The sequence below is a fragment of the Vibrio sp. 10N.286.52.F8 genome (assembly GCF_041468745.1).
Classification (GTDB): Bacteria; Pseudomonadota; Gammaproteobacteria; order Enterobacterales; family Vibrionaceae; genus Vibrio; species Vibrio crassostreae_C.
Genome location: NZ_JBFRJF010000011.1, coordinates 72725 through 94979 on the forward strand (window position 1 = coordinate 72725; position 22255 = coordinate 94979).

The window sequence follows — 22255 nt, forward strand, 5'->3', positions numbered from 1 at the left end:
TCTATCTACAACGCATTTGTTTGAGTTGTGTGATGCTGATTCCTATCAATATAAAATCCGCTGTTATTGATAAAATTGACGTATATATTTTTCGTTGTTCTTTAAGTCAGAAACTATAAACCTTCGAATTACAGTGCTGGTTGGTTAGTAACCAATTGGTTTTGTGTTTAGGGTAAAATAATAGAGAGTGGGAAAGTGACAACAATAAATAATAATATTCTAAAAATAGCAGTGGGTATGGCTATGCTATCGAGTGTGCCGTCAGTGGCAAATGCTCATGGTTGGTCTGAGTTTCCAAGCGCGCGTCAGAACACGTGTTACGAGCAAGGCGGGATTTGGTCGGGTACACCACCTAATGCTGCGTGTGCTCAAGCAAAAGACATTTCGGGTTCATACCCGTTTGTTCAACGTAACGAGTACGCGAAAAATGTCCAAGATTTCAATAATATCAATGCTGTAAAAGCGGCGATTCCTGACGGCACGTTATGTTATGCCAACGATTCGCAAAAACGCGGCATGGGTGCGCCTCATACTGGTTGGACTCGTACCGAGCTAAATACTGGTACGTTTGAATATGTATTCAATGCGACAGCGCCACACAACCCTTCTTTCTGGGAGTTCTACCTAACGAAACCAAACGCGGACCTAAGCAAAGGCCTAGCGTGGGGAGACTTAGATCTTATCCAAGAAGAGGGTAACGTTCCGGTTAATGGCGGCAAGTACCGCATTAATGTCACTATTCCTTCAGACCGTTCTGGCGATGCGATTCTATTCGTTCGTTGGCAACGTGATGATGCTGCGGGCGAAGGCTTCTACAACTGTTCAGACATCACTATCGCGGGTGGCACAACCCCTCCACCAGAGCCTACACCTCAACCTGATCTAGTCCGTGGCGACCTGTTTGTTTCTGACCAGTTTGGTACGCCAGAAATTGGTGATACGGTTAAGTACGACATCATCAACAAGTACGGTGAAGTCGCGCGTAGCTTCGACATCGTTATCGACGCTTCAAACGTTAACGATTGGGCTCGCTTGTTGGCTTCAGAGATTAACGGCTGGCACGAAGAGTTTAAAGATGGCGCGATCTTCATTGGTGATTGGCACGCTGAAATGCAGCACTACATGTACTTCCAAAACGATCCTTCACGTAACTTCTTTAACTCAAAAGATAGCCGTGCTTCTGGTCAGTTAACGCTGATTGATGGTGGCGACGGTGGTGTTGAACCATTAAAAGGCGACATCTACGAGCTAGTGAAGAGTGACAACGTAGTGAATGCTGGCGACAAAGTTGTAATTGCAACAAGCGAAGCGGCGACATTGACTCAAACTCAAGGTACTTCTGTAAGCATTCAAAATAACGGCACGGCTTCTATCGTAGTTGATACCACTGGCATCACTGCAAACGAAACTTTATCGTTTATGGCTAGCTCGATTGAAAGCGACAGTGTTGAAACCTTCACTTTTGAAGTAATTGCTGATGACGGTGGCGTAACACCAGACCCAGATCCAACGCCGGATCCTGATCCGACTCCTGACCCAGACCCTACGCCAGATCCAGGTACGTGGGACTCATCAGCGACTTACCTTGGTGGCGAAGTCGTGACTTACTCGAACCAGTCATGGAAAGCACAATGGTGGGTTCAAGGTGGTACTAACCCTAAAGCGACTTACGAAAATGACAAATGGGGCGTTTGGCGTCCAGCCAACTAATCTTAACTATTGTTAGTTAATTAGCCTTGCAATAATAACCAAGACACCACACTTTTTGACGAGTGTGGTGTCTTTTTTAGCGTCTGCATTTTCGGTTTTGAATGTCATCAGCCTAGAAAAAGTGATTCAGGAACGGAGTCTTAATCACTCAGCACGGCTCTATAAGAAGATGAGAGTTATATAGAAAACAAGAGCTATATAACGTTTTGTAATGTGTTGAAGAATTATTCCAGAGTAAGGTTTTGCTTAATCTCATCGTTAAGATACCCCTGATCAAAATCTGGTGTCATGAATTCGACGAAGGAGGAGTCTAGATAGCTGGTTTCTAGATAACTCGGCTCTAGATAATGGGAGTCTAAGTGATCAGCACTTACGTAGGTGGGAATCGCAGAAAACAAAACGATACTGATCGCTGCAGCGATATTAATGGCTTTGTTACGTTGTCATCGTTGTGGGTAAACCCGCCATTGGATCCATCACTGTTTTCGTGAGTGTATTGATAAGCTAAATCCCAGCCTGCGAGTGAGTACCCCGCACCGGCGATGAACTTATTGGTGTTGATCGTGGTGTCGCTTACATTCTCGAGTACTTGCCCTGACTGGTTATATCCCAATCCACTGAATACATTGAAGTTGTCGTTCACTTGATAATCGATAATACCTTCGATTAATAACTCTTCACCGTTGTCCCATTTACCAAGTTCACCGTATAGGTTGAACGTGAAGGACTCGCTGATGTGAAAGTCGTGGCCGTAACCCGCTGCCAGCCAACCCTGGTCATCAAAACCTATATAGACTTGTCCATTTTCTGAGGTATCGATTAATGCGCCAGCTTCTGTGGTGTAGACACCGCTATCAGCAGCATTAGAGGCAACGTTTTGTTCGATGTAAACTTGAGTCGAAGTCGCAAACGCTGCGCTGCTGAGTAACGTAAGTGGTAGAGCACCTTCCGATGCAATGCATGTTGCCGATGAAGGCTCGCTAAAAATAACGCACGGTGAAGGTGGAGGCATTATGACGGAATACACAATAAAGGATGGCCAACACGCTTTTTCTGTTATGTGTGGATACACCTCGGGTCCTTCATTTTGGGCTGATGGGAAACCAGCGAAGGTATGTGAAGAGGCGCAAGCACTAGCGGTTGCATTGGAAGCAAAAGGTGAATGGGAGGTGAAGCCAATGACTTACACCATCGCACCAGCAAGAATCGTAGTTGATAAGTGATTTTTGTCTACAGAACGCTCGTTATATCGAGCCTCGTTATCCAACCATATTGATTATTTGTAGTGAGACAGAGGGGTACTCAGGCTGAAATGGTCTTGAAGTTCCCCTTAACTTAGCTCACAAGAAGCTAAGTCAGCCAACTAATCAACTTTGTATTCGAAAATACAGAAGGTCTATCCCATGAAAAATACCATTAAGCTACTGGCTATCGCATGTGTTTTACTTACTCCAATGCTTGTCGCCGCTGCCGAACATAATCACAGTCACAATCATTTTAACCCTGAATTAGAGCAACTTGGCGACGACATTATTGGCCTAACCGTGTGTTACAAAAATGGTCATCTATCAGATGAGAATCAAGAGCCTGCGTTTATGAACCTTATCAACCACGCCAATGTTGAAGGAGAGGAGTTGGGGATGTTCTACATGGACAAATTGGGCCCTAAAGCCGAGCAAATCATGAGTGATGATGAGGCTCGACGTTTATGGACCGAAGAATATTGTGCTGATTTAACTGATACCTATTTGGACTCACACAAGTTAGCTCAAAGAGCAAATGAACACAAAGGTTATTCCCACGGACACGATCATGGTCATCACCATAATCATGACCACCATGGACATGGCGATTTAACGCCGGAGGTACTTGAGCAAGATATTGAGAGAGGGCGTTTACTCAGTATCAATTAAGCCCAATAAGATAAGTTCATCTAACCTATTGTTAAATATTCACTATTTGTTAGTGTGTTTAGGTGCACATTGAGGATGTGTTTCATATTTAGCGAAGAAATATTAGGAGTTGCGATGAGTATTATAGTGAGACGGTCTGAGCCGTCAGATGCAAAGGGAATAAAAGAAGTTTACGAATGCACTAATGCTTATACCGGTACGCTGCAACTCCCAAATCCATCTCTGGAAAGCTGGCAAAAACGAATCTCTAATATGTCTGATAACGTGTACTCGTATGTCGCGATGATCGACGATGAGATTGTTGGCAACTTGGGAATGGAAGTGTGCGTGAATCCAAGAAGACGACATGTGGCTTCATTTGGTATGGGTGTTAAAGACGATGTGCTAGGCAAAGGTGTGGGTAGTCAGCTGCTCGCGACCGCGATCGACTTGTGTGATAACTGGATTAACATCAAGCGAATGGAGTTAACGGTATACACCGATAATGAAAGAGCGATCAGCCTGTATAAGAAGTTCGGTTTCGTGATTGAAGGAGAGTCCGCAGGGTTCGCTTTCAGAAATGGCGAATATGTGGCGGCTTATCATATGGCTCGACTGGTATAGCATTTAGCTATGATTAACACACAGCTACGATTAACACAGTTAGAATTAACTGACAGATAATAAAACGCCACGTTATTTAAACGTGGCGTTTGCTATTTTGGTGCGCTGGTGCTTTAAAGAGCTACAGCCATAACCTTAGTTCAGTCGTAAACTTAGTTAAGCCGTTAGTGGCTCAAGGTTCGCAGGACGGTAGTGTACAGATTTTAGTACTTTACCTTGGCGAACTGTCTTGCCTTCCGATACGAAATCTTCCGCACACTTAGCGATGATGTATTCGCCTTTTTGAACCGCCATCAGCTTGATGTTCTGCTCAGCATAGAAAGCTTCTGTTTCAGCATATTCAGTTTCGTTGCGACATACTTTGCTCATGTTGCTTGAGTGTACTTCGTCCCAGCAAGGTAAGAAGTCAATTGAGCGGTTTTTAGAAACATTCAACAGTAGGTCGATCAGGTAGCTGATTGCTAGGTTGTCTTCAACCTTAGCTTGGCCAAGGTGAACCAGACGTCCCATCAAAACATATTTTCCTAAGTGACCTGAGAGTTGTCAAAACTCTATAGTTAGATCGTTTAATCAATTTTTCTTCAATATATCAAATTAGTATGGCTCCAAATGAACTCAAATAAGTACTATAAAGATGAAACAGATCTGATAGGTTTGAGCGAGTTGAACTGAGACAGTCAGACTGAACACCGAGCTAAGCGACTTTTGCTTATTGGTAATTTTCTAATTTAGTAAGATCACTGACTCTGAAGAGTCCAGAGATTTGCTATGCCGCTATGCTTAGGGATGTTACGTTACCCGGAATCATGACTATCTCGGGAACAAAAGCTTACTGGTATCGTAACGTGATCGGCAGATGGTGAAGAGTCTGGAACGGTACACAACATACATGATAACTATGTTGCAGGTACTTATCTGAATGGCGGGGTGACTACGTGCAATTAAGGCACGATTAGACTATAACGTTTCAACAGTAATCGATTGAATCAGGAGCGAGTTATGGAGTTACCTAATTTAGAGGCATTTCGAATGGTTGGGGCTGCATTCCCGCTGGTAGACCCGTCTGAATTGCCACCCAAATGGGAGCGGGTTTTTGATGAATTTATGCGAGGGAAGTCAGTTCCACACCCAGTTTATGTCTATGCTCACGACTGGAATTCATTCTGTGTTCGAGTCCAGCAAGGTGATGTCAAAATAGACTGATGTCCACGCGTGGAAACTAAGGCGTACTTACTCATACACGATCGGACACCTTTAGCGTTGAAGCCTGATCTAGTCGTACAGGACTACCCTCTATTGTCACCAAAATCGGTTTTGGACAAAAACACCTTAGTGCTACGATTCTAAAACGTTTGTGCCCAAAAATGTACGCCTCGAAATATAAACTCAGATAATCAGCAACTTTAGACATACAAAAAGTAATTAGTGGCAATAGGCAAGAAAGCTAGTTTGAAAATTGCATATAACATGATATTTATCAGTGTGTTATATGATATAGTACCAAAACGATTGAAATTATTGGAATAACCTAATGACAGATCAGGCTATCTCACCTAAAACCTTAGGCCAGTGTATCTATGAAGGTGATATCTACAATTGTGTCGATATACTCGATCCTGAAAAGAAGAAAAAGCTCATCGATTCGGCCTATAGTTCCTCTTTATCCTCTGAACTATCTTTCTCTACTGTGAAGATAAAAAGAAATGGTAAAAGCTGTTATACACTGAAAGATTTCGATCAAGTTTTAATATCAAGGAATTTGGCAAAGAACTTAAGAAAGGTATTAGATAAATCTAAAAGTAGAAATCAAATATCTAGACAGTTAGTACAACACCTGAAAGAAGGTACTAGTTATCGAGTATACCGATTGGATATTAAGTCATTTTTCGAAAGTGTGGAATATTCAACCATTCAAAGCTCATTAGAAAAAATTAAAGTCAGTAATCAAACGAAATTATTAATTAGCTCTATTGTTAAAGGATTAAATCAAACTGATAATAAAGGTATACCAAGAGGGTTAGAGTTTAGTCCAAGTATAGCTGAGCTAGTATTAAGTGATTTTGATAAAAAAATGAAAAATCATAAGGATGTCTTTTTCTATTGTAGATATGTAGATGATATAATTATTATTACTACCGGATTTGAAGATCAAAAAATATTTTTGAAATGTATAAAAGAAAAATTGCCAAACGAACTTTCTCTTAACTATAACAAACAGAAAGTAATTTTCGTTGATAGTAGAACCAAGCAGGATAAAATCGTAGCGACATTTGATTACCTTGGATATAACTACTCAGTTAGGGATACAGAGACTAGAATAAACAAAAATCTCTTTCGTGAGGTTGATATATCACTTTCTACTTCAAGAATGAAAAAGATAAAGACAAGAATCTCAAGATCTCTTTTTTGTTTCTCTAAAGATGGCAACTTTGAAATATTAAAGCAACGTTTAGATTTTCTTACGTCAAATAGGTTGATGAAAGATAAAAAATCGAAACGTATTATTGCAACAGGAATATATTACAATAACGTTAATTTAACTGATGATAGTGAAAGCCTACTAGAACTCGATGAATATATTAAAAAAACAATTCTAGGTTATGCATGTAAACGTGGTGCTAATTTTACTAACACACTCTCTAAAAGTCAGAAAAGAGAGTTACTAAAATTTTCCTTCATGAATGGTTATCGCAATAATAATTATAAGAAGTTTTCACCGAACAAATTAGGTGAGATCAAGAATGCTTGGAGATATTAAATGAAAAGTATAAAGCTAGACAAAAAAGATTACTCTAGAGCATTGTTGACTGATACATACCCAGCAGATGTCCCAATTATATTTAGTAATGATGGGTTATATATAAATGGTCATATTGTTAGAAAATCAGTTTCTGATAGTAAAACAGAAGTAGTGTCTGATATTTACATGGCTCTGATAAATCCTGAACTAAACACTTCTTTAAATGCAGCTGATAGAAAAAGAGACCAGCTAAAGCAAACAACACCATTTAAATATAAGATAATAAAGAATGATGTAAGTTTAAGAACATTATCTCTGATCCATCCTCGATCTCAAATTAACTATTCAAATATATATAGAGAGCATTCTGATTATTTGGTCTCTTTGTGTGACAAAAGTGATTTTTCTATAAGATCCCCAATGAAGATTTGTAATTCATTCTATATTAAGGGTGAGAGCCAAGTAACGAGTAATGCCTATAAAGAAATAAGAATAGAAACAATAGAAGAAGAAATATACAAAAAGCATGCGTCTTCATATTTTTCATATAAAGGGTTTAATCGTATTCATAAGCTATACTCTTCTCCTTTATATAAAGAACTTGAGTCTAAGTTTCCGTTTATGTTTTTCCTCGATGTAGCCAATTGTTTCGATAGTATCTACACCCATACAATTGCTTGGGCTGCGAAAGATAAAGATTATATAAAGGATAATTACGTCTCTTGGTCTAACCAATTCGCTCAGAAACTTGATACCACTATGCAAAGAAGTAATGCCAATGAAACAAATGGCATTCCTATTGGTTCGGAGTTTAGCAGGATATTTGCTGAGGTTATTTTTCAACGGATAGATATTAATATCGAGAAGACTCTTAAGAGCGAATATTCATATGTTAATAGGGTAGACTATCAAGTTTTAAGATATGTAGATGACTATATTGTATTTGGTATGACAGATGAAATATGTACTGTCGTTTCTAATACTATAAGCGACTGCCTTTCAGAGTATAATCTTTACATTAATTCTGAAAAAGTGACTAAACTTGAGCGTCCTTTCTGTACAGATAAATCTAAAATTATTATTTCGATGTCTAAGTGTTTGGATTACTTCGAAAACACGATATTTTCAAAAGAGCACCTTTCCTCAAGAAAGTACTTCCCTGCTAAAATATACAAAAAGCACAACTTCATGAATAAGTTCATGAATGAAGTTAGGCTCGTTGCATTAACAAGTAATAAAAACGGCTATTCAGAAGTTTCATCATATTTGGTTTCATTCTTTTCAAAAAGAATCGAAGCTGCAATGAATTGCTATTCAGAGTATATTGAACAAGGTGGGAAGGCAGGTATATTTGTAGCAAATGTTGAAATAATGATCGAGTTGATGTTGTTCTATTATAAGGTTCACCCAACGGTAAATGCATCCAATAAAATAGCAAAAGTTATAGTTTCGTTAATGGATTTTTTTAAATCAAATCAATCACTATCTACATTTGACCCTCAAATAAAACTGCTGATTACTAGTTCAATTATAGATTTCACCTTTGATAGAAATAAAAACGGAAAACGGAAAGGTTATCTTTCGATCGAGCGTTTGAATATAATTTTATCAACTAGTGACTTTGGTGATTGTTTTCGACTTCCAGAGTCTTACTTCGTTGATCTAGTACAGACCTCTTATAAGCTTAATTATTTCGAAGTGATTTCTTTGCTTTATTATTTTAAAAATCATCAGGAATACCTTGATATTCAGAGCCAAGTTGTAGACTTTGCTATTGAAAGGCTCTCTTCGTTCGAAAAGATAGAAAACGACTCAGAGCGTGTTCATATGCTCCTTGATTTAATTGCTTGTCCTTACTTATCTGAGCCTCAAAGGGTAAAGCTGCTCTCCATTATTTACGATGGGATTGCTGCCCCAAAACCTTCGGAACAATGTTTACGGTCATATCTTGTTGCTATCGATAGTGTGTATTGGTTTGTAAACTGGAAAAATCTAAATATCAAGCAACTAATTGAACGTAATGAATTGAAATCTCAATACTAATGCTATAGATTATGGATGTGGTGGAGGTCACGCCATATTACTTCTTCGACTCCTGCCCTTGAATGCTACGCTGATGACAGGTTACTTGATTCAAGTTGTTGGATGGGGCGTGGGACGACATTCGGTTATTGAAAACAGTGATGATTTACCGGAGACGGGACGTCATTTGGGCCGCAAGCCCCTCATGAGCAATTGCCTGAGAGCGCTGAAAGGTGCCACACACCAGATGTTGAAGCGTGACCTTTTCCCACCGCACCTATTATATCTCCTCTTTGTCTTCAAGCATCAATAGGAAATTTAGGGTCAGATCTTGCATTTTGCCACTTGAGATTTTGACTGACTTTTCCGAATCTAACGTAACTAAACTAGATTGAAAGATTAGCTCATTCATGTCCAAAAGTGTGCAGGAATTGAGTTTGGGAGCCTGTGTGCGGCGACATGTATTCTTCCAAGAATAATACTGGGTTATTCATGCCTTTTTTATGTTGAGTTAATAGCCAGTTACTGCAACAAAATACTCACACAGCCCAACCCGAAACAGTCTCGTCGAACTCGCAGCATTCTTATAAATACGCCCCTTAGCATCCAATTCCATTGCCGAGCAACTATCCCAGTGCTTGGCGTCCTTGCTGTAATCAAGGCTGCCCAATGCTTTACCTGCCGCTTGTAGGTCATTTAACGAAGCTTCATCACTAACTAACTGATGGATCGTTAATCCTAATGCTTGCCACACTTGTGGGGATAAGTGATAACCAGAACGACTATTTATGAATGCTTTAGCTTGTGGTTCAAGCCATGCCTTTAAGAAAGTAGAAATCTTGCTGGCATAGCCATCACTGAGCACAGAAGTAAGGCTTGTACCATTCGGTAACGTAACGTCCTTAGACATCTTACTGTATTCTTGAGTGCCCACTCCAGCGACAGCACCAACGATCAATTTGAATAAAATATATTGAGTCGTGATGCAGCGCTCTGAAACCTTTACATGTTTAGAGTCAAAACTCACACCACCGTATGATTCGATATTAGTCTCTTGAACTAACTGCTCAATGAAGGGTTTTAGAGGAAACTGATCATCGGGAAGTAAATTTTGTCCTTCATTGAGGTGTGGAAGGCTTAACGAAGAATCAAGCACTTGGCTTTTTTTAAATAACTCAACGATATGCTTTTCATCTAACCCCTGTTCATCATCGAATATCACTCGAATTTCTATGCTTTCCATCGCTAGGCGTTGTCTCAATTCGCTTTTCTGGTTTGCCTCTTTAACGCTTAACCTTGAGCTGAACAAAAAAGTTTTTATTCCTAAAATTTTGCAGATGGCGACCAAGCCCAAAACATTGCCGACAATGCACGTATTCGAGGGGCTATAACTGAGTGTTGATAACGAGCTAGAGGCCTTCTGAATACTGGGCTTACCCGTAATTGCAAATGTTAGCGATAGCGGTGCGCTTACCACGTTGTCAATCACGACTTTTTCAAGTTCAGCGTGAATGGCTTGTACTTTATTTGAATTTGTTGAATTAACCGCAGCATCAGCAACCCACTTCAGTTCTGGCAACAATTTTGTCAAAGAAAAATAAGCACTTACTTCAATCATGGGCATTGTAGTAATGAGTGTTTTTTGTGTTCGCCCTTTTGCAGAGAGCAACATGCCAGTGAGTTTATTATCTGAAAGCTTCAATTTTTTTAATCCAGTGACTCGACTAGCGCAGTCTAAAATAAAAACTAAACTTGATCCGACAAGGCTGTCGGATCAATAATGAAGTGAATGTTAACTCAATTACTGTTCCTAAACACTATATTGCCACACCAGCGATGAGGATTACCCAATGACAGATAAGTCTCCAGAAAATACACATGAAATATCAGATAAAAACCTAGAGGCATCTATCGTAAACACGTTAGTTAATCGTTTTGGTGACACTCCAAAATTGAGCTTTTTGGCCAGTTCACGACAATTGCTAGAATCTTCCAGTCAGCTACTTTCAAGAGATGTCATATCTGAAGTTTTCCAAAGTAAATCTAAATATTATTCTGGGGTTAGAGAGGTGGGTACAGGGTTAAAGCATGTTGATATTTTCATTAGCCCTGAGCTAGCACGAGATATGCTCGAACACTCTCGACGAGGGATAATCAACCCAGAGAACAAGAACAGGACAATCAGTAAAAATAAGGTCAAAAACTACAGTAAAGCGATGAAGGATAGAAAGTGGTGTCTGACAGGAGAGCCAATCATCATTTCTAGTGACGGAGAAATTCTGAATGGGCACCACCGCCTCGAAGCGGCCTGTGATGCGCAAGTCGGGTTTATTGCTCCAGTTACTTACGGTGTGACCGATGACTTGTCCTTTGCCCATATTGATGTGGGTAACACCCGTTCTCGCGCCCAAGTATTGGCAATGTCCGGTGTCAAAGTTAATCCTAGCGTACTCTCTCGTATTGCAATGCTCGCAAAGGCATTCGAGTTAACGAAGAATCCATTTTCGTTTCGTGGAACTCAGGGGACGTCTTTTCCGCCGCCTGAAATCTTAGACTTTGTAGAAAAGAATAGTGAACTCGCACTGTCCGTTAGCTTTGTTAGCGAGGTTGTCAAAAGATACAGGCTTGAGAGCCAAGCCTCTGAGCCGATTTATGCGTTTGCACATTACCTAATTAAAAAGAAACTCACGGAAGTTCAAATCGAAGAGTTACCACTATCACCAGAGACTTACCTTACTAGAGTTATTTCATCACTGGGTTTAGAGTCCGAAGACGATGTCGAATATCAGGTGAGGAACTACTTACAGTCACTTGTGCATGAATCGACGAGTTACTCTTTACTTTGCAAGTTATCAGCCATATTCAAAGGTTGGAACATGCACTTAGGCATCCCCGTCGCTGGTAATAAAATCGCGGTACGCCGAGTTGCTAGGTACAAAAAAGATGAAGATGGTAATAATATCCCTCTTCCTGCCGCAGGAAACATAAACGAACCCTTTACTGTCCCATGTGTGCCAAAAGGAACCGTCCCCAAAAGTATTCAAAAACAAAGTAATGTGAAAATAATCCGTAAGTAAACGTGAAGGAGCAAGATCGACTCTTGCTCTTCCATTTCTTTTGCCCTAATGAGCAGGTTTTCATATCAAATAATACGATGTGAACCATCACTTTCATCAAGTCTTTTCACTTGGCTTAATGGTAGAATCTCAGTATTAAAGTAAGTAACTCTACTAACTGGGAAAATCATGCCACACACTAAAATCAATCAAGATGACATTAACAAAGCCGTCTGGTCTGCCTGCGATACTTTCCGAGGCACCGTAGATCCATCCATCTACAAAGACTTTATCTTAACCATGCTGTTCCTTAAATACATTTCTGATGTGCATCAAGATAAAGTGGATGATCTGGCGAAAGAGTATGGTGACGAGCCTGAATTGATTGCAGCAATGATGGAAACTCAGTCTTTCAAGATCCCAACAGGTTCAACATTCTGGGATTTATACGAAGCTCGCCATGAAGCAGGTAACGGCTCACGCATCGACCAAGCCCTACACGCGATCGAAGAAGCGAACGGTACTAAGCTAAAAAATGTCTTCCAAGACATCAGCTTTAACACCGACAAGCTCGGTGACGAAAAGCAGAAGAACGATATTCTACGTCACCTACTGGAAGATTTTGGCAAAGATACGTTAAACCTTCGCCCAAGCCGCGTTGGTACATTAGATGTTATTGGCAACGCTTACGAATACCTGATTAAACATTTCGCTGCGGGTAGCGGTAAATCGGCGGGTGAGTTCTATACCCCACCAGAAGTTTCTGACCTTTTATCTATCATCCTAGAGCCACAACAAGGCGACACAATTTGCGACCCTGCTTGTGGCTCCGGCTCACTATTGATGAAGTGTGGTAAACAAGTTCAAAACAACTTTGCTGGCTCTAAGCAGTACGCACTGTTCGGCCAAGAAGCGATCGGTTCAACTTGGTCACTGGCGAAGATGAACATGTTCCTGCACGGTGAAGACAACCATCGTATTGAATGGGGCGATACCATTCGTAACCCTAAACTTCAGGATAAAGAAGGTGGCCTGCTGCACTTTGATGTGGTAACGGCAAACCCTCCATTCTCGTTAGATAAATGGGGCTTTGAGGATGCAGGTAACGATCATTTTGGTCGCTTCCGCCGTGGCGTACCGCCAAAGACCAAAGGTGACTATGCGTTTATCTCGCACATGATTGAGACGCTTAAGCCACAAACAGGCCGTATGGGCGTGGTTGTTCCTCATGGCGTGCTGTTCCGCGCATCATCTGAAGGTAAAATCCGTAAGCAACTTATCGATGAAAACCTGCTAGATACCGTGATTGGTCTGCCTGAAAAGCTGTTCTTCGGTACAGGTATTCCTGCCGCGATTCTTCTGTTTAAAAAGCAAAAGGATGATAACAAGGTGCTATTTATTGATGCCTCTCGTGAGTTCAAATCAGGTAAAAACCAGAACCAACTGACACCAGAGAACATCCAAAAGATTGTTGATACCTATAAAGATCGTGAAACCACGAATAAATACTCTTATCTTGCTACGCTAGAAGAGATTGCCGAGAACGACTACAACCTCAACATTCCTCGTTATGTAGATACCTTTGAGGAAGAAGAAGAGATTGATCTAGTGGCCGTACGTAATGAGCGTTTAGCGCTACAAACCGAATTGGCTAACCTAGAAGCAGAAATGGCGGGTTACCTAGAGGAGTTGGGTTATGGTGCCTAATGGTTGGGAAATCGGTAATTTTTCGTCACTTGGAATAAAAACAATAGATGGAGATAGAGGTAAAAACTATCCTAAAAAAGACGAATACTTAGAAGACGGTTATTGTCTATTTCTCGGAGCTGATAATGTATCCAGTAATGGCTTGATGCTCGATAAAAAGACTTTTTTAACGAGAGAAAAACATGAGCAGCTTGGTAATGGTGTCGTTAAATATGATGACTTGCTTTTAATTATGAGAGGAAACGGAACTGGCCGCGTATGCATTTATGATCGTGTCATTTCTTCTTATGAAAACGCGAGAATTAATTCTGGACTGATAATTATTCGATTGAATCCAGACTTTCTGGATAAGAATTTTGCCCTCCAGTTAATGCGTTCAAGTTTTGTTATTAAGCAATTTGAAAGTTTTATGTTTGGGAGTGCGCAACCGCAGCTAACAGTGAAGATCTTGAAATCTTTAAAATTACCAAGGCCAGCTCTCCCAGAACAACGTAAAATCGCCAAAATCCTCTCAACTTGGGACAAAGCGATTGCCATCACAGAAAAGCTAATTGAAACCAGCAAGCAGCAGAAAAAAGCCCTGATGCAACAGCTTTTGACGGGTAAGAAGCGTTTGGTGAATCCTGAAACGGGTAAGGTGTTTGAGGGGGAGTGGGAGGTACACACATTCGAGCAGTATTTCGATATTGGATCGAGTAAACGTGTATTGCAATCAGAATGGAGAGATGAAGGTGTTCCTTTTTATCGTACAAGAGAGTTGGTTTCTTTGGCGAAAAGAGAAGCGTTCCGTAGCGAAATTTTTATCTCTAAGGAGCTATTTGATTCTTTGAATGAAAAGTATGGTGCTCCAAAAAAAGGTGACCTGTTAGTCAGTGGCGTAGGTACGCTTGGTATATCTTACCTCGTAGGCGTTGGTGATAAATTTTACTTTAAGGATGGGAACGTACTTTGGTTTAAAAACTTAGGTAATATTGATAGTAAGTTTTTTGATTATTGTTTCCATAGTGATTTTGTTAAAAATCAGATTCTTAACCAAGCAACAATCACTACAGTCGGTACTTACACTATTACAAACGCAAAGAAAACCAAGTTTAAGTGCCCTCTTGATAAGCAAGAACAACAGAAAATCGCCTCTGTCCTTACCGCTGCTGATAAAGAAATCGAAGTGCTTCAAGCCAAACTTGCTTACTTTAAGCAAGAGAAGAAGGCACTGATGCAACAATTGTTGACGGGTAAGCGCCGCGTGAAAGTGGATGAAGAAGTCGCGGCGTGATGCATCTCTTAGCTCTCGACCAATGTGTGACGCAGTGCGCCACACATTATTGCCACTATCAGAACTAGGTATGAAACAATGTTAGTGTTTAACTGTACCAAAGCCGCTACTGACTTTTTCACCGTAAAACGCAATGGCAAAAAAGTCTCTCCTTTAGAAGCGCCGCCGACGGATTCTGTCAGTGGTTCAGACCCCGTAAATACGTTCAGCACCCAACCACCTATTAGTGCTTGGCTGGTTCATGCGATAAACGTTCAACGAAAGAAAGTGCTGATCGCCATGCATGTCGAAACTCGCTATTCCATGGTGTTTGTTGGCATTCAAAAGGGCGATTGGGCAGAGTTCACCAATCAACTACTTGAGAGACTGTTTAACAACATGCAGTTCTTTGGTGAAGAGTTTGAGCTGTGCGATGAAGAGAGCTTTGAGGAGATGTTTAATGAGTTCATCAAGCTTCATCCTAAGCCTATCTTTTGCCAACGTGGTGATCGTAGCGTGCAGAGCCACATTAATGATGTCGCTTGGCAGTTTGAAGACCGAGTTTATCAAGTTGGCTCTCTACCTGATGGGCATGAACAGTCGGCGAGTTTTGACGAGTGGATCAATGGCTTGATTCGCTCGACTAAACAGAAGAAAGACCACTTTCACCCTGATGAAGAGATGTTTATTGATTGGATGCAGACTTATAGCGAGTTAGGCGACAATGAGGATAAGCTGATACGTCAGTTATTTGGGTCTCTGCGCCGACAGATGATGCACGCAGAAATGGTTAAGCGCGGTATTCCAGATGACGGCTACTTTGACGAAATGAATTCTGAACTGAACCAAGCGATCAATAAGTACAACGAAGAGATTGCTCCTGACACGTTCAATGAAGTGTTACCAAATAACGTCATCGACTTCAATCAAGCTAAGAAACGCAAACAACATTAAAATCATAAAACAAAAACGAAACGATAAATAAAGGACAACAATGTCAGGCAACTTACCCAACTTCCGTGAAGAGCAAAGCGCCAAAATCCCAGCGTTAACCTTGCTCACCAATCTTGGTTATCAATTCATTCCACCGAGCGAATGCGTTGTTAAGCGTGGCAACCTATCAACGGTTATTTTGCCTGACGTTTTACGTGATGTGCTGAAACACAAAACCTACTCATTCATGGGCAAAGATCACCCGTTATCAGAAGCGGCTATCGACAAGATTGTCCACGAGTTAGCGAACCTAGCCATAAATGAAGGGCTGAAAGCGGCGAATGAAAAACTCTATAACGCACTGACCTACGGCATTGGTGTGACCGAGTTTGTTGATGGTAAGAAAGCCAACCCAACCATTAATGTAATTGACTGGCAAACGCCTAACAATAACCAGTTTCACTTCACCGAAGAGCTTGTCGTTGAAAATACTCATGGTACTGCTAACCGAATTCCAGACATTGTTTGCTTTGTAAATGGCTTACCTTGGGTCGTGATTGAAGCTAAACGTCCTGATTCGTCCCACGGAGGTAAGCCGACCGTAGCAGAAGGAATTTCTCAAAATATTCGCAATCAAAAGGTAGATGAGATTCCACATTTGTTTGCTTATAGCCAACTATTACTGTCGGTAAATGGTCACGAGGGCTTATACGGAACGTGCGGCACGCCAAGTAAATTCTGGGCAAAGTGGAAAGAAGAAGAGATCACCGAAGCCACTTTTGAGCGCTTAAAGAACAAACCTCTTGAGCAAACCAGCCTAGATCGAATCTTTGGTCATCGCCCAGCTAAAGTATGTGATGAATATTTATCGCTGATTGCTGGCGGTGAATTAGTGGTGACAGACCAAGACCGTTTGTTGGTGTCTCTGCTTCGCCATGATCGACTATTGGAAATGACCCAGCTCTTCACCTTGTTTGATAAGAAGGCCGGTAAAATCGTTGCCCGTTATCAGCAAGTATTCGGCATCAAAGCCTTGATTGAACGTGTCACCTCTTTTGATGAAAAAGGCGCACGTAATGGTGGTGTGATATGGCATACCACGGGTTCAGGTAAGTCATTTACCATGGTGTTCTTATCGAAGGCACTCATATGGATTAAAGAGCTGGCTAAATGTCGAGTAGTGGTCGTAACCGACCGTGTTGATTTAGAAGACCAACTAGCGAGTACCTTTGCCTCTGGCGGTGCGCTATCAGAAAAAGATCGTAAAGCCTCGATGGCAACAACAGGGAGGCGTCTTGCCGAGCAAATCGGTAAAGGTAATGAGCGTATTATCTTCTCCATCATCAATAAATTTGGTACTGCGATTGAGTTGGAAGAATGCTACAACGACAGTCCTGACATGATTGTGCTAGTTGATGAAGGCCACCGTAGCCAAAACGGTGAGAACAATATTCGTATGCAGCAAGCTCTACCGAAAGCCGCTTATATTGGCTTTACAGGTACACCGCTGTTGCAAGATGACAAGACTGAAAACAAGTTTGGCAAAATCATCCACTCCTACACAATGCAGCAAGCTGTGGAAGACAAAACAGTCACTCCGTTGTTGTATGAAGAGCGCGTACCAGATCTGAGCACCAACGATAAAGCGTTAGATGCGTGGTTTGATCGAATCACCGATAAGCTCACCGAAAAACAGCGCACCGACTTGAAGAGGAAGTTCGCTCAGAAAGGTCAGATCTATCAAACTGAGGGGCGAATCGAGCTTATTGCTCATGATATTTCGGATCATTTCCAAAACTTTAAGCGTCAGGGCTTAAAAGGTCAGCTTGCTTGTGACTCTAAAGCCTCTGCAATCCAATATAAGAAGCTTCTCGATAAAATAGGCAAGGTAACCTCGGTTGTTGCTATGTCTTCGCCTGATACGCGTGAGGGGCACGATACAGTTGATGGGGAAAGCACGGATATCGTTCAGAATTGGTGGAAAGAGAATGTACTCAAATCTGATTTTGGTCAAGATGAGAAAGCTTATACCAAATATATTATAGAAGAGTTTGGTAAGGATAATGGCCCAGACATCATGATCGTGGTTGATAAGCTACTGACAGGGTTTGATGAGCCAAAGAACACCGTGCTTTACATCGATAAGCCGCTCAAGCAACACAACCTGATCCAAGCCATTGCTCGGGTAAACCGTCTGCATCAGAAGAAAGAGTTCGGTTACCTCATCGACTACCGTGGCATTTTGAAAGAGCTGGATGCCACCATTGCCGACTATCAAGATCTTGCCGAGCGTACCCAAGGTGGTTTTGATATTGAAGACTTAAAAGGTCTTTATAATCGTATGGATACGGAATACAAAAAACTACCCGGTTTATACAGTGAGCTGTGGGCGATTTTTGCCGAAGTACCCAACAAACAAGATGGCCCAGCACTACGCCAAGTGCTCGCTCCGAAAATTGATACCATTGATGGGCAACTTACCGATACCAACCAGAAAAAACGTGATGACTTCTACTCTACGCTCACTGCTTTTTCAAATTGTTTAAAAGTGGCATTGCAATCCGCAACTTACTTTGAAGATAAAAGCTTTGACGATAAGCGCGACCTCTATAAGAAAACGCTCAAGTCCATGGCTGAATTACGTAAGCAAGTTCGTGAAGATGCCGAAGAGACTATTGATTACGATGAGTACGCTGAAAATATCCGTACCATGTTGGATAAGCATATTGCAGGTGTTGAAATTGAAGAGTCGAAAGGTGCTTATCTAGTTGGGAATATGGGTAAGGGTGTTAAGCCTGACCAACTCACCGACGATGAAGCTCGCAACCAAAAAGATAAGATCACTGGTCGTGTCACTAAAATGATCGAACAAGACCTTGCCGATGACCCTTATGCGCAAGAATACTTCTCGAAACTGCTTAAGCAAGCGATTCAGCAGGCAAAAGAGATGTTCGATGCGCCTGTAAAGCAATACCTGCTATTTGCTGATTTTGAAGAACAAGTAAAAGAACGCGATGTGAAAGGCATGCCGACGGATCGCTTCTCAGAACTCGATCCTAAAATAAAACGACACGTACAGGCATTCTATGGTCTATTCCCTCATCACTTAGGGGATAATGTTTTGTCAGAAGACGAGTGCTTTAACTATGCTTTACAAATCGATGAAATCGTTACTGCCGCAGTTGCTGAGTTTTCAATTAACCCTCAAGAAATAGAGAATCAGATCCGGCGTAAGTTAATCCCTGTGTTATTCAAAGCGATAGGCATGGATAAAACCCAAGCCATCATTACTGATGTCATCAAAATTACCCGCCTTGGCGTGTCAGGGCATCATTAATGACGTCGGTAAGCTCCAGTGAAGGCAACAAAGAAGAATACAGCTTCGTCTATGGCGACGAAGCTTTGTGCTACGAAGTAGTCAGAAAACCTCATTTAGACGGTAAGAAACGCAAAATCACCATCAAGGTTCACCCCAATTGTGAAGTGGTGATTACTGCCCCAGAAGATGCAGAGCGTAACGACATTCACCAAGCTGTGATGAAGCGTGCTGCGTGGATTTACGATGCGTTAAAAGAGTTTCGTGGTCATCTGGAGTACGTTCAAGCTAAACACTACGTTAGTGGTGAAATGCAGTTCTACCTTGGTCGTCGTTATGTATTGAAGGTCGTGGATGATTCAGAAGCACTACCAACAGTAAAAATGACTCGCGGCAAGTTACTGGTCACCTTAACTCGGTTTAATGATGACAAAACGGCCATGGTTCGCGCATTAGTGCGTAACTGGTACAAGGTACGTGCGGAGCGTATTTTCCATGAACGTCTATCTGAATTGCTGCCGCAAGCTACATGGGTTGATGGTATCCCGAGTTTTCGTGTTCTTCCCATGAGTAAACAATGGGGAAGCTGCTCGGCTAAAGGCAACCTGATGCTAAACCCACACCTCATTAAAGCTTCTAAAGAATGCATTGACTACGTTATTCTGCACGAGCTTTGTCACATCGCCGAGCACAACCACAGTGAGAAGTTCTGGCGCTTGCTGACCAGTGTTATGCCGCATTGGAAAGAAGTGAAAAGTAAGCTCGATGGCATGGCGGAGTTGTATTTGAATGATTAGGTTATATATCAAACAGGTAGCCTGTTACTGGTATATTTTTCAGGCTGTTTATCAATTGAGTTTCTGTGAAATGGTAAGGATCTAGCTTTTAGACTCTCCTCGTAATTACAAATTAGCTTGTAAATATGTTAAAATTCGAAAAAATTGAAATTGAAAGAGACAATTATGCTCCAAGAGTTTTCAAATAAGTTCACAACTCTTACTCCAGAGTTTTGGCTTCAGATGTGCCATGATATCAAAGACTTCAGAAACACATTCCAGCTTCCTGTAAACAATCCTATTTCTGTTAATGATTGTAAAGTGCACAATTCATTGCATATAGAAGAGTTGGTCGAGTTAGCTTTAGCGACCAATAAGGCTGAGCAAGCAGACGCTATTTTAGATGCAGTATACACATTGGTAGGTCGCACAGCCCAAGTTGGCAAATACGACATGGAAAGCTCTTCTGTCGCTCATATGGTGGATATTCTACTAGCTACCGCTTTAACGTTAGAGATCCCTTACGAAGCTTGTTGGAGAGCAATCCACGCATCAAATATGACTAAAGCAGCCTCTACTGAAGAAGAAGCCTTGACGACCGTTGAACATTATAAAAATCGTGGCATTGCAGGTGAAGTCTTTGTCGCAGATAGTGGTAAATACCTAATTAAGTGTAGCGAAGATTCAACCGATGAAACAGGTTCAATGATCCGCAAAGGCAAGGTTCTGAAATCAGTCAAATATACACCTGTAGACCTTGTAAAAGTGCTACAAGAAGCCTAATTGGCCTATGAAAAGAGCAGGGGCTTTAGTTGCCCCTTTTTTTTACTCAATATCCAACTCCAAACTAGATAAAGTATTCTGCATCTCCTCTATTGACTGATGAACAGTTATTAGGCCACTTTTAAGATTTGACTTGATTCGCTTGATAGCCTTTTTAGTAGATTCAATAGCTGACCGAATTTGTAGAGCTTTATACTCGGCGTCAAATTTGAAGCTTCGAGCGAATGCTAGTTTTATATAATCTTCCATTGATGAAAGATACTTATGGCCTGTCCATTCCTGTAGCTCACGTTTAAACCATTCAGTATTGATTATCAAGCGCTGGAAGTCTTCTGGAGTTTTCACATCCCCTCGTGATTCAATGATTTCGATTAGCTTGTTTGTAATATAGGTGTGTCTAAACAAATGTGCGTGTAGTTCCTCTTTTATGCAGAGAATATCACGCCAAATAGTGAAGTATGTTGTTAACGTATCTTCAGATAACGGATTGCCGCTAGTGGTGCTTATGAAGAGGTAACCATGATCATTCTCCCTCGCTTGACCCAATAAACGGTGGATAATAGGGCGTCTGTATAGTCTGATATAATTTGATAACTCGGAAAGGAATACCCTAGATACAGGCACATATCTCTCTGACTTCTCGGCATCTCTCTGTTTTAAGGTAATGAAACGCAATCGTGGGTATTTATCTTTTGATCTTAATGCGGCCTTGACATCGGATACTCGTAAATTAATTATTTCTGCTCTTCTCGCACCCGATTGATCGAGGACATGAAAAAGTGCTAAGTCACGCTCTCTAACATCAATGTTGGTGTTAGATTTTAAATAATTAAACAATTTATCATTTGCTTCTGTTGATATAGGTGTCTTAATGCTTCTTGGACTAGAGTTTGGGAAAGAGGTGTGTTTGTAAGGTGGTTCATTGCCTGTGCTAGAATATCCGTTGATTTTTCGACGGTTGCTTACAAGCGAAATTATTATATTGTTTTCTGGTGTCGTTCCAATGAAAAACTTCAGGTGATTCGTGTCTTGTATAAGCTGTAGGAAAGCTATACATCTCTTACCTATACTAATCACGGTGTTTGCTTTTCTTTTCGGTGTGACTTCGTCCCGCCGTCTCTCAGCAGAGAGACCATTAATAAAATTCGTAAAATAAGCATCTGTCAGTTGGGATAGCTCTATATTGTTTTTATAGGTATAATCTAATAGAATACTTATTTGAGAGGCATATGAGTGCAGTGTGCCGCCTTTCCGACCAAATGTTGAGACGCCTTTTTTCACAAGCATTCGTATGTAGAGATTTGCTTCGTAACATGGAAATCCGTTTGGATAAGTAATAAAGGGATATCTTTTTATAGGGTCAAGAGTATCTAGTTTATCATTTATTGGATTATAACCATCCCACAAGACATGATTTTCAATATAGGTAACAGTCATACGTGCC

At 41.1% G+C, this 22255-nt stretch carries 16 protein-coding genes and 2 pseudogenes; 13 read left to right on the forward strand and 5 right to left on the reverse strand.

Annotated features, from left to right (window positions below; genetic code table 11):
- Nucleotides 1–243: 243 nt before the first annotated feature.
- On the forward strand, nucleotides 244–1710 hold the full coding sequence (locus tag AB4133_RS06570) for a lytic polysaccharide monooxygenase (protein WP_371724527.1): 1467 nt from the start codon (nucleotides 244–246) through the stop codon (nucleotides 1708–1710).
- Between the two features lie 224 nt (nucleotides 1711–1934).
- Here AB4133_RS06570 and AB4133_RS06575 read toward each other — a convergent pair whose 3' ends face one another.
- On the reverse strand, nucleotides 1935–2138 hold the full coding sequence (locus tag AB4133_RS06575; RefSeq protein ID WP_372224159.1) for a hypothetical protein: 204 nt from the start codon (nucleotides 2136–2138) through the stop codon (nucleotides 1935–1937).
- A gap of 8 nt (nucleotides 2139–2146) precedes the next feature.
- Nucleotides 2147–2722: pseudogene (locus AB4133_RS06580) on the reverse strand (hypothetical protein); the annotation flags it as partial.
- Nucleotide 2723: 1 nt separating this feature from the next.
- On the opposite strand from AB4133_RS06580, the gene AB4133_RS06585 reads away from it, so the two are divergent.
- From AB4133_RS06585 to AB4133_RS06595, 3 genes are all read left to right on the forward strand, one after another.
- Nucleotides 2724–2933, forward strand: coding sequence for a hypothetical protein (locus tag AB4133_RS06585; protein WP_017059164.1), 210 nt, complete (start codon nucleotides 2724–2726; stop codon nucleotides 2931–2933).
- A gap of 180 nt (nucleotides 2934–3113) precedes the next feature.
- Nucleotides 3114–3623, forward strand: coding sequence for a hypothetical protein (locus tag AB4133_RS06590; RefSeq protein WP_017059165.1), 510 nt, complete (start codon nucleotides 3114–3116; stop codon nucleotides 3621–3623).
- A 114-nt stretch (nucleotides 3624–3737) separates the two neighbouring features.
- Entirely contained in the window at nucleotides 3738–4226 is a 489-nt protein-coding gene (locus AB4133_RS06595) for a GNAT family N-acetyltransferase (RefSeq protein ID WP_372224103.1), read from the forward strand.
- A gap of 156 nt (nucleotides 4227–4382) precedes the next feature.
- Here the strand turns inward: AB4133_RS06595 and AB4133_RS06600 are convergent.
- Nucleotides 4383–4745: pseudogene (locus tag AB4133_RS06600) on the reverse strand (SAM-dependent methyltransferase); the annotation flags it as partial.
- 1012 nt (nucleotides 4746–5757) lie between these two features.
- Here AB4133_RS06600 and drt3a point away from each other — a divergent pair.
- Nucleotides 5758–6984, forward strand: a complete 1227-nt coding sequence (gene drt3a / locus AB4133_RS06605; protein WP_372224104.1) for an antiviral reverse transcriptase Drt3a — start codon at nucleotides 5758–5760, stop codon at nucleotides 6982–6984.
- The gene (drt3b, locus tag AB4133_RS06610) at nucleotides 6985–9009 is read left to right on the forward strand and encodes an antiviral reverse transcriptase Drt3b (RefSeq protein WP_372224105.1); all 2025 of its coding nucleotides are present in this window, start codon (nucleotides 6985–6987) and stop codon (nucleotides 9007–9009) included.
- Nucleotides 9010–9499: 490 nt separating this feature from the next.
- Here the strand turns inward: drt3b and AB4133_RS06615 are convergent, their stop codons facing one another.
- Nucleotides 9500–10690, reverse strand: coding sequence for a hypothetical protein (locus AB4133_RS06615; RefSeq protein ID WP_372224106.1), 1191 nt, complete (start codon nucleotides 10688–10690; stop codon nucleotides 9500–9502).
- 148 nt (nucleotides 10691–10838) lie between these two features.
- Here AB4133_RS06615 and AB4133_RS06620 point away from each other — a divergent pair, with 148 nt between their 5' ends.
- The 7 genes from AB4133_RS06620 (at nucleotide 10839) to AB4133_RS06650 (ending at nucleotide 20811) form a co-directional block, all read left to right on the forward strand.
- Nucleotides 10839–12065, forward strand: a complete 1227-nt coding sequence (locus AB4133_RS06620) for a chromosome partitioning protein ParB (protein ID WP_372224107.1) — start codon at nucleotides 10839–10841, stop codon at nucleotides 12063–12065.
- Between the two features lie 168 nt (nucleotides 12066–12233).
- Nucleotides 12234–13751 (forward strand): type I restriction-modification system subunit M, encoded by a 1518-nt coding sequence (locus AB4133_RS06625; protein WP_372224108.1) that lies wholly within the window; start codon nucleotides 12234–12236, stop codon nucleotides 13749–13751.
- Entirely contained in the window at nucleotides 13741–15024 is a 1284-nt protein-coding gene (locus AB4133_RS06630; RefSeq protein ID WP_372224109.1) for a restriction endonuclease subunit S, read from the forward strand. Before AB4133_RS06625 ends, AB4133_RS06630 begins: the two co-directional genes overlap by 11 nt.
- A 78-nt stretch (nucleotides 15025–15102) precedes the next feature.
- The gene (locus tag AB4133_RS06635; RefSeq protein ID WP_372224110.1) at nucleotides 15103–15957 is read left to right on the forward strand and encodes a DUF6933 domain-containing protein; all 855 of its coding nucleotides are present in this window, start codon (nucleotides 15103–15105) and stop codon (nucleotides 15955–15957) included.
- Nucleotides 15958–15997: 40 nt separating this feature from the next.
- The gene (locus AB4133_RS06640) at nucleotides 15998–19273 is read left to right on the forward strand and encodes a type I restriction endonuclease subunit R (protein ID WP_372224111.1); all 3276 of its coding nucleotides are present in this window, start codon (nucleotides 15998–16000) and stop codon (nucleotides 19271–19273) included.
- Nucleotides 19273–20049: a M48 family metallopeptidase gene (locus AB4133_RS06645; RefSeq protein ID WP_372224112.1), complete on the forward strand. Its 777-nt coding sequence runs from the start codon at nucleotides 19273–19275 to the stop codon at nucleotides 20047–20049. Before AB4133_RS06640 ends, AB4133_RS06645 begins: the two co-directional genes overlap by 1 nt.
- Nucleotides 20050–20214: 165 nt before the next feature.
- Nucleotides 20215–20811 (forward strand): nucleoside triphosphate pyrophosphohydrolase family protein, encoded by a 597-nt coding sequence (locus AB4133_RS06650; RefSeq protein ID WP_004734924.1) that lies wholly within the window; start codon nucleotides 20215–20217, stop codon nucleotides 20809–20811.
- A 42-nt stretch (nucleotides 20812–20853) separates the two neighbouring features.
- Here AB4133_RS06650 and AB4133_RS06655 read toward each other — a convergent pair whose 3' ends face one another.
- Nucleotides 20854–22248: a site-specific integrase gene (locus AB4133_RS06655; RefSeq protein ID WP_004734925.1), complete on the reverse strand. Its 1395-nt coding sequence runs from the start codon at nucleotides 22246–22248 to the stop codon at nucleotides 20854–20856.
- Nucleotides 22249–22255 lie beyond the last annotated feature (7 nt).